This is a genomic window from Pseudomonas sp. Sample_20 (assembly GCF_004307585.1).
GTDB lineage: Bacteria > Pseudomonadota > Gammaproteobacteria > Pseudomonadales > Pseudomonadaceae > Aquipseudomonas > Aquipseudomonas atacamensis.
The window spans coordinates 19,778-28,408 of sequence record NZ_RCOA01000056.1; the positions used below are offsets into that span (position 1 = coordinate 19,778).

The 8,631-nt window shown below is 60.6% G+C and carries 4 protein-coding genes; 2 read left to right on the forward strand and 2 right to left on the reverse strand.

What is annotated here, in order from left to right; genetic code table 11:
* Positions 1 to 44: 44 nt before the first annotated feature.
* Together D8U70_RS12535 and D8U70_RS12540 are read left to right on the forward strand one after the other, a co-directional pair.
* Positions 45 to 3,323: a PAS domain S-box protein gene (locus D8U70_RS12535; RefSeq protein ID WP_071171649.1), complete on the forward strand. Its 3,279-nt coding sequence runs from the start codon at positions 45 to 47 to the stop codon at positions 3,321 to 3,323.
* 94 nt (positions 3,324 to 3,417) lie between these two features.
* Positions 3,418 to 5,109 carry a molecular chaperone HscC gene (locus D8U70_RS12540; RefSeq protein WP_130928997.1) on the forward strand — a complete coding sequence of 564 codons (1,692 nt, stop codon included), beginning with the start codon at positions 3,418 to 3,420 and terminating at the stop codon, positions 5,107 to 5,109.
* On the opposite strand, the gene D8U70_RS12545 is transcribed toward D8U70_RS12540, so the two are convergent.
* Together D8U70_RS12545 and D8U70_RS12550 are read right to left on the reverse strand one after the other, a co-directional pair.
* The gene (locus tag D8U70_RS12545; RefSeq protein WP_130928998.1) at positions 5,106 to 7,778 is read right to left on the reverse strand and encodes a DUF805 domain-containing protein; all 2,673 of its coding nucleotides are present in this window, start codon (positions 7,776 to 7,778) and stop codon (positions 5,106 to 5,108) included. The two genes, D8U70_RS12540 and D8U70_RS12545, sit on opposite strands and share 4 nt — an antisense overlap.
* Positions 7,775 to 8,470 (reverse strand): DUF1266 domain-containing protein, encoded by a 696-nt coding sequence (locus D8U70_RS12550; RefSeq protein ID WP_071171646.1) that lies wholly within the window; start codon positions 8,468 to 8,470, stop codon positions 7,775 to 7,777. Before D8U70_RS12550 ends, D8U70_RS12545 begins: the two co-directional genes overlap by 4 nt.
* Between the last annotated feature and the right edge of the window lie 161 nt (positions 8,471 to 8,631).

Genomic DNA, 8,631 nt, shown 5'->3' on the forward strand with positions numbered 1-8,631 from the left:
GCCGCTCCTGTGCCTAACGCCACTCAGCTCAAGGCCCGCTGACAATGCCGAAATCTGTTGACCGAATTCCGCCGATGCCGCGAATCCAGGCTGTTGATCCGCGCCATTCCGAGCAGAGCTGGGAAAGCGCGCCGCAATTGCTCGCCGCGCTCAACGGCGCGCGGCTCGGTGCCTGGTATTGGGACATCGAGCGCGGGCAGATCAGTTGGTCGCGGGGCACCCAGGCGTTGTTCGGCTTCGATCCACGGCAGCCATTACCCGCCGACCTGGAATACCTCGACCTGTTGCCGCCGGAAGACCGCGCGAAAACCGTGCGCGCTTTCCACGCGGTGATCGCCGGCGCCCCACTGGAGCAGGCGATGCATCACCGCATCCGCTGGCCCGACGGCAGCCTGCACTGGCTGGAGATCAGCGGCAGCCTGCTGCCAGACAAGAACGGCCGGCCCCGAATGATCGGGGTGATTCGCGAAATCACCCACCAACGCCAACGCGAGCAGGCCCTGAGCAGCTCGGAGAAACGTTTCGCTACACTTTTCCACCTGTGCCCGAACATGGTTCTGCTGACCCGTCAGGATGACGGTCTGATCAGCGAGGCCAACCAGTATTTCGAAAGCCTGTTCGGCTGGCCGGTGCAAAGCGCGATCGGCCGCACCACCCTGGAACTGGGCCTGTGGGTGCATCCCGAGCAGCGCGCCGAACTGGTGAAGAAAACCAAGGCCAAGGGCGAGCTGATCAGCATGGAAGTGCAGTTCCGTGCCAGCAACGGCCAGGTGCACGACGGCATCCTCAGCGCGCAGAAGGTCGAGCTCGAAGGTCAGCCCTATCTGCTCAGCACGTTCCTCGACACCACTGAACGCAAAGCCGCCGAACTGGCCCTGAAGGACAGCCAGGAACGCCTCGACCTGGCGCTGGATTCGGCGCAACTCGGCACCTGGGACTGGCACATCCCCAGCGGCATGCTTTACGGCTCGGCGCGCGCTGCGCAATTGCACGGGCTGGAGCCGATTCCATTCCATGAATCATTCGAGGAGTTTTTCGAAGGCGTGCCGGGCGAGGAACGCGACAGCATGCGCGACGCCTACCGCAGCCTGCGCGAAGGTCCGGCGGGAAATTATCAACTGACCTATCGCGTGCAATTGCCCGACGGCAGCTCCCGCTATCTGGAAAGCCGCGCGCGTCTCTATCGCGACGACAACGGCGCGCCGCTGCGCATGGCCGGTACGCTGCTGGACATCACCGATCAGGTCGAGCGCGAACAGCGGCTGGTGGCTTCAGAAGAGAAATTCGCCACGCTGTTTCAGGTCAGCCCCGATCCGATCTGCGTCACGCGCCAGGAAACCGGGGAGTTCATCGAGATCAATTCCAGCTTCAGCCAGACCTTTGGCTGGAGCGCCGCCGATGTGATTGGCCACACCGCCGAGGAAATCGGCCTGTGGGACGCCTCGGCGAAAAGTCTGCAACGCATCGAACGGGTGATTCGCGAACAAGGCCTGAGCAACGTGGCCATTCTCGTCCAGCACAAGGACGGCCAGTCGCTGACCTGCGTGATTTCCAGTCGACAGATCAGCGTCGGCGACCAGCCGTGTATCGTCACCACCCTGCGCGACATCACCCAGCAACAACGCTCGGAAGCAGCGCTGAAGGCTAGCGAAGAAAAGTTCGCCAAGGCGTTTCACTCCAGCCCCGACGCCATCACCATCACCGAACGCGACACCGGGCGTTATCTGGAGGTCAACGACGGCTTCTGTCGCCTCACCGGCTACCGCGCCGACGAAGTGGTGGGCAAAACCGTCTATCAGGTGGGGATCTGGGCCGAAGAGAAACAACGCTCGACCCTACTCGCCGAGTTGCAGATCAAGGGCCGCGTGCATCATCAGGAAATGCTCGGGCGCAACAAGCGCGGCGAATTGCTCACGGTGGAAGTCTCGGTCGAGCCGATCACCCTCAATGAAACCGCGTGCCTGCTGCTGACCGCGCGCGACGTCAGCCTGTTGAAGAACGCCGAAGCGCAGATTCGGCATCTGGCCTATCACGACCCGCTGACCAACCTGCCCAACCGCGCCCTGCTGATGGATCGCCTGAGCCAGCAGATCGCCCTGCTCAAGCGCCACAATCTGCGCGGCGCCTTGCTGTTTCTCGACCTCGACCACTTCAAGCACATCAACGATTCCCTCGGTCACCCGGTCGGCGACACCGTGCTGAAAATCATCACCGCGCGGCTCGAAGCCAGCGTGCGCATGGAAGACACGGTGGCGCGCCTCGGTGGCGATGAGTTTGTGGTGTTGCTCAGCGGCCTCGAAGGTTCGCGCAGTGAAGTCAGCGAACAAGTGCGCGCGCTGGCCGACACTATTCGCGAATTGCTTTCGGAGCCGATGTTCCTCGATGGCCAGCGCCTGCAAGTGACGCCGAGCATTGGCGTCGCGCTGATTCCCGATCACGGCTCGACCCCGACCGACCTGCTCAAACGCGCCGACATCGCCCTGTACCGGGCCAAGGATTCCGGGCGCAACACCACGCAGATGTATCACAACACCATGCAGAAAGCGGCCAGCGAACGCCTGCGTATGGAGACCGACCTGCGTCTTGCGCTGTCGCGCGGCGAGTTCAACGTGCACTTTCAGCCACAGGTCGATGCCAGAGACAACCGCATCATCGGCGCCGAAGCCCTGGTGCGCTGGAACCATCCCGAACTCGGCGCGCAATCGCCCACCGAGTTCATCAAGGTACTGGAAGACAGCGGCCTGATTCTCGAAGTCGGCACGTGGATCCTCGATGAAGCCTGCAACGCCTTCAAACAACTGATCGCGTTGAAACTGGTCGACCCGCTGAACTTCAGCCTGTGCGTGAACATCAGCCCGAGACAGTTCCGCCAGAACGATTTCGTCGAACGCATCGAACACAGCATGACCAGCCACGGCCTGCCCTGCTCGCTGCTGAAACTGGAAATCACCGAAGGCATCGTCATCCAGAATCTGGAAGACACCATCAGCAAAATGCGCCGCCTGAAAAAGCTCGGCGTGAGCTTCGCCATGGACGATTTCGGCACCGGTTATTCGTCGCTGACTTATTTGAAGCGTCTGCCGGTAGACACCCTGAAGATCGACCAGTCGTTCATCCGCGATGCGACCACTGACTCCAATGTTGCCGAGATCATTCGCGCAATTGTCGCGATGGCCCGCAGCCTTGAGCTGGAGGTCATTGCCGAGGGCGTGGAGACGCCAGCACAACTGGCGTTTTTGCAGGGTCTGGAATGCCATTTGTATCAGGGCTATCTGCACAGCCGACCGGTGGGGTTGGAGGATCTGAAAAAACTGCTGCCCTGAATCGGCGGTCGCACAGACTGGCAACAGAGCAACAATTGCCACGGTTTGCGTCAGCCTGTAGGGTCGCGTTTTTTGCGCCGCTTCGAGATCAACCATGCAGGATGCATCCCTTCCCCGCCCGGCCCTGCTGGGCATCGACCTTGGCACCACCAACAGCCTGATCGCCGTCTGGCGTGCAGGCCGCGCCGAACTGATCCGCAACGCCCTCGGCGATGTGCTGACACCGTCGGTGGTCAGCCTTGATGAAGACGACACGATTCTGGTCGGCAAAGCCGCCCGCGCCCGCCTGACCACGCACCCGGAACGCACTGCCGCCGCGTTCAAGCGCTTCATGGGCAGCGACAGGCAAATCCAGCTCGGCTCTCGCCAGTTCAGCCCGGAAGAGTTGTCGGCGCTGGTACTTGGCTCACTCAAGCAAGACGCGGAAGCCTTTCTCGGCCAGGCGGTCACAGAAGCGGTCATTTCCGTACCGGCATATTTCAGTGACGAGCAGCGCAAGCGCACCTTGTTCGCCGCCGAACTGGCCGGGCTGTCCGTGACGCGCCTGATCAATGAACCGACCGCTGCCGCCATGGCGTACGGCCTGCACGAACAGAAGTTCGAACGCACGCTGATATTCGATCTCGGCGGCGGCACGTTCGACGTCACCGTGCTCGAATACGCATTGCCGCTGATCGAAGTGCACGCCTCCACTGGCGACAACTTTCTTGGCGGCGAAGACTTTACCGCCGCCCTGTTGCAGGCCTGCCTGAAACACTGGCAACTCACCCCCTCAACGATCGATGCACAAGCCATGGCCAGCCTCGGTGATGCCCTCGAACAGCTGAAATGCAAACTCGGCGAAGGCGCGCAGCACTTGAGCTGGCGGTATGCCGAGCAGACATTCGAATGGGAGCTGAATGAAGCCGCTGCGGTGAAAATCTGGGAGCCGTTGCTGGCCCGCTTGCGCGCGCCAATCGAACAGGCTCTGCGCGATGCCCGACTGAAACCGCGTGACCTCGACAGCCTGGTGCTGGTCGGTGGCGCCACGCGCATGCCGGCGGTACAGCAAATGGTTGCCACGTTGTTTGGACGCCTGCCTTATCGGCATCTTGATCCGGATACTATCGTGGCGCTGGGGGCGGCGACGCAGGCAGCATGCAAGGCGCGGGACGGTGCGGTTGAGGAATTGATTCTGACGGATGTCTGTCCGTATACGCTGGGGATTTCGACCAATCGTGGCGAAGGCGTCAGTGGCGCGTTCTCGCCGATCATCGAGCGCAACACGGTGATTCCAACGTCACGGGTGCAGCGTTACTCGACGACGTTTGCGCAACAGACTGAAATCCGTATCGCGGTTTACCAAGGGGAACGCCCGTGGGTACGCGACAATATTTTCATCGATTCTTTCGACATCCAGTTCACCCCTAGTGAGCAGCTGCAGAGCCTCGATGTGCGTTTCAGTTATGACATCAACGGCCTGCTGGAAGTAGACGTCACGCTTCTGGAAACCGGCGAACGTTACGGCCACAGCATCGACCGCAGCCCGACCGGACTGGATGAACAGGCGCGCAGAGACAGCCATGCCCGGCTCGCGACGCTCAAAGTCCACCCTCGCGACGCCCTGCCCAACCGCACCCTGCTCGCACGACTGGAGCGAGCATGGATGCAAACTCTGGGCGACGAGCGTGCGCGCATTGCCGAGTGGATGGACACCTTCAACACCGTGCTTGCCGGCCAGCAAGCCAGCGAAATCGCCAGCCACCGCTCAGCGCTGAATGATGCGCTGGATCAATTACGTTTTTAACCGTTTAGCCGTCGCAGAATGGCTTGCAAGCCACCGGCGAGAGTGTTTTCCCGCTCACTGCCCGGTGGCACGCCATAGCGATTGGGCAGCTTTTCTCCGGGAAAACCGAACAGCACCAACGGCAAGAACGGTAGAACTGGCGAAAGGCCGGCGATCAGCACAAACGTCGTGACGCCTCGCCCCATGTCATGAAGACGACGCAAAATGGCACTGAGCAGCAGGCCGAGCGCTCCCCCAAGCACAACAAAAGCAGTAACCACCGAGCCGCTGAACAATGCCAGTAGCGGCGTGAGCAGCACGATGCCGATGACTTGCGCAACGAACGCCTCACGACCCAGCCGACTACCGAGACGCCAGAATGCAGTTGCCGGCGTTGGAATGGTCTGTGCCTTGGCCAGCAACAAACGCTCCGACCACGACAGCAGGGCACTGAACACGAAGCGCAGACCGAGTCCGTTATCGAGGTCGTCCTTGGCCCGCTGCATACGTAAAAGGGTTTTCTGACTTGGTACACCGATACTGCCAAAACGCACGAGGTCCCTGAGCACATCCAGCGCCAGGTAAAAAGCGTCGCCGACACCCTCGTCCGACAGCGCCTCGCGAGGCGGATGAGGAGGTTCTCCCTTGATCAGACCGTGACGGAAGCCATCGAACCACTCCTGAGGGTTGACTACTTCGGTGATGCTTTCGAGCAGATATTTGCGCTGTTGCGCATTGAGCAGGGGATCGTGATACAGGACGCCCGCTAACAGCATGCGCCCAAGCAGATCATCATTGAACCGACCGATATCGCTGCGCATGCATTCAAACAACCGATCATTACCCAGCAATCGGGTGCTGTCCAGAGCTTCCTGAACACTGAACAACTTGCGGGCCAGCAGCGAGTGCACCGGGTCGGCGGCTTGCAGCCAGCCGAGCAGACCGCTGGCGCTGCCCTGCTCTCGATTCAGGCGACAGAGCAGTGGCTGCAGACGTGCCAATGGGTGCTCACGCGCAACATTCATCGACTCAATGCAGCGTGCCGACTGCGCAGCCAACCAGCGTGTCGGTTCATCGAGCGTAGCAAGCAAGTACAGCGCCTGACGGTGCCACTCCCAGACATCGTCCCGGCTATCAATGGCCGGGAACACCATGCCCTGCGTGGCCAACTCAGCTTGTAGTTTCAGGCCATCCAGCATGGCGTCTCGCTTGTCCAGACTGAATGCTTCGTCCAACCGCGCCAGCGAACCGGCATCGTAAGCGCGCAAACGGCGCATCCACAGCAGGCTGAGCTCAAGCGGTTGGCCTTTGTGCAGTTCCGGCGGCAACGGGGTGGCGTGGTCGGCTGCCAGATACGCCTGCATTGCCAGTGGAATCGGCGCTTGGGTCAACCAGCAGATCTGTTGCCCGGCCTGATACTTGAAGCCCTCCAGCACCAATTGATCCAGAATATCCAGCGGTGCTGCTGCGTCCATGACACGTCCCAGCAAGGCCTCATCACCGCGATGCAACGCCCAGGCATGCTGATAGAGGATTTGTAGCGGCGGATCTTCGCTGTCGCTGATCAGCCACGCCAGCAGCGGCAATTCATCACCACTGATACGCCACTCGACAAATGCATCGGCGATGCCTCGCAATTCGAGCTGCCGGGCGCGGAACCAGCGCGCCAATGTTTCCGGACGTTGTGACGGACTGCCGTATTCCTGACTGACATCATTCAGGTCAGTTGACCAGTCGCGGAAATTTTCCAGGCGGTCAAAGGCCTGGATCAGCAAGGGCAAGCGCTGCGGCTGGTGACGCGCGCACAAGTCCAGCAGCCATGACGCAGCTTTCGGGTGATGATGCTCGCGCCAGAGCTGTACCCATGCCTGTAACGCCAATTCCTCCATGCCCAGCGCGCTGCGCTGGCACGCCAGCAGATAGAGCCAATCGACCTGCTGAGGCGCAAGCCGATGCATCTCACCGACAATCTCGAGAAAATCCTTGCTGGCGATGCCGGCCTGACTGAACTGTATAGCCAGGCGTCGCAGCAACCCGTCATCAGCGGGTAGCGGCAGACACATGTGCTGCCCGGCGAAGTGTCGAAAGTCATCCAGCGAGGCTTCGCGGTGCAGGTAATCGAGGGTGCGCACGTACCAGAGCGTTTCCAGCTGCGCGGCAGCGGGCCAATGGCTGATCAATGACGTGTCGAATGGATCCGGCAACTCGATGCGCTGCAAGAACTCGTCGACATGCCGCGCATTGTCGAAATCCATGTCCAGCATCCGGCTTGCCCAGCTCAGGCGTTGGGCCAGCAAACGCGCGCAGACATGGGAAATCGGTCCGGCTTCCAGCAGTTCGCGCAATAACGGCCAGCAGACTTCGTCCAGCACTTCCAGCGCAAGACGATCAAGCTTGAGGTTAAATGCCTGCCATGCCGCCGGCTCGAACCGGCGGGCTGGATCGAGCAGCAAACTGTCGAAATCCGCCATGATTCTGCCAGCGGGACTTACCTCGTCCTCGGTCTGTTCAACGGGCTCGGCAACTTCTTCGCGGGCAAAGCGTAACGCCAGCTCATAAGCTTCGCGCAGCGCCTGAAAACCTTCCGGATCGGTTTCGGGATGGTGTTGCGGCAAACGCGCACGATAGGCACCACGAATGGTGTCGTTGTCTTTGGTGGGCTCGATACCCAAGCGAATCCAGCAACTCATGACCAGTCAAACTCCCCTAGCGTGTCAGGCCGCTCGGGAAGGTGCAGAGGCATATTCCATGGCAATTGCGCAAATAATTCACGGGCATCGCGATCAAGATTGTGGATGACCACGGTGGTACCGATATAGTCGCCCTGCCGGTCAAATTCGTGGCTCAATTCCTCGTCCTTGTTGCCCAGGCAATGCCAGAAGGCCTTGCCGACGACGAAACCATTCAGATAGCTCGTCCAACTGTCGTAGTAGTAGCGCGCACGTGCCGCCATGCGACCATGCAGCCAAAGGCTTTCGGTCAGGTCGATCCATCCGTGCAGCACCGCGGAGCGCAGCAGAAAACCCATGCGGCCAATATCCCAGGCGCGGATGCCGCCAGAACCACACTCGCCGAATGTGCGGCTGGCCAACTCATAAAACGCGCGCTGACGGGTACCCAGCGAATCGAGCAATGACTGCCATTCTGACGGCAGGCATCGCTCCCACTGGCGATAGGCTTCGTTCAGTTGCGTCGCGTGCCCGTTATCGGCCGTTCTGAGCATGTCCAATAATTGCGGGCGCGTGGTAATCCCCCAACCGCCTTCAACATCGACATGCTTGAGATCGAAACAATAGGTGGGTGCGGTGTAATCGGCGTCGGGATTGAGGGCGACAAGAGGCGATGAAAGCGCATATAGCCAGCGCTGTTCCAATTCGTCCATGAACAAAGGCTCCGTGCCGGTGGAAATAGGGAAAGCCGGCTTGATGGGCGCCGATTGTAAAGAGCCCCGCCGACAGCGGCAAACCCAGCATCACTTTTTCTGTGCCCCGGTGCGTGTCAACGTATCTGTCGCTTCACGGCTGTTTTAGGAGTCTATTACGC

What these genes read in the sequence shown, in the direction of transcription:
- D8U70_RS12540 (WP_130928997.1), top strand. Translation starts at nt 3,418, where the DNA reads ATGCAGGATGCATCCCTTCCCCGCCCGGCCCTGCTGGGCATCGACCTT.
- D8U70_RS12550 (WP_071171646.1), bottom strand. Translation starts at nt 8,470, where the DNA reads ATGGACGAATTGGAACAGCGCTGGCTATATGCGCTTTCATCGCCTCTT.
- D8U70_RS12545 (WP_130928998.1), bottom strand. Translation starts at nt 7,778, where the DNA reads ATGAGTTGCTGGATTCGCTTGGGTATCGAGCCCACCAAAGACAACGAC.
- D8U70_RS12535 (WP_071171649.1), top strand. Translation starts at nt 45, where the DNA reads ATGCCGAAATCTGTTGACCGAATTCCGCCGATGCCGCGAATCCAGGCT.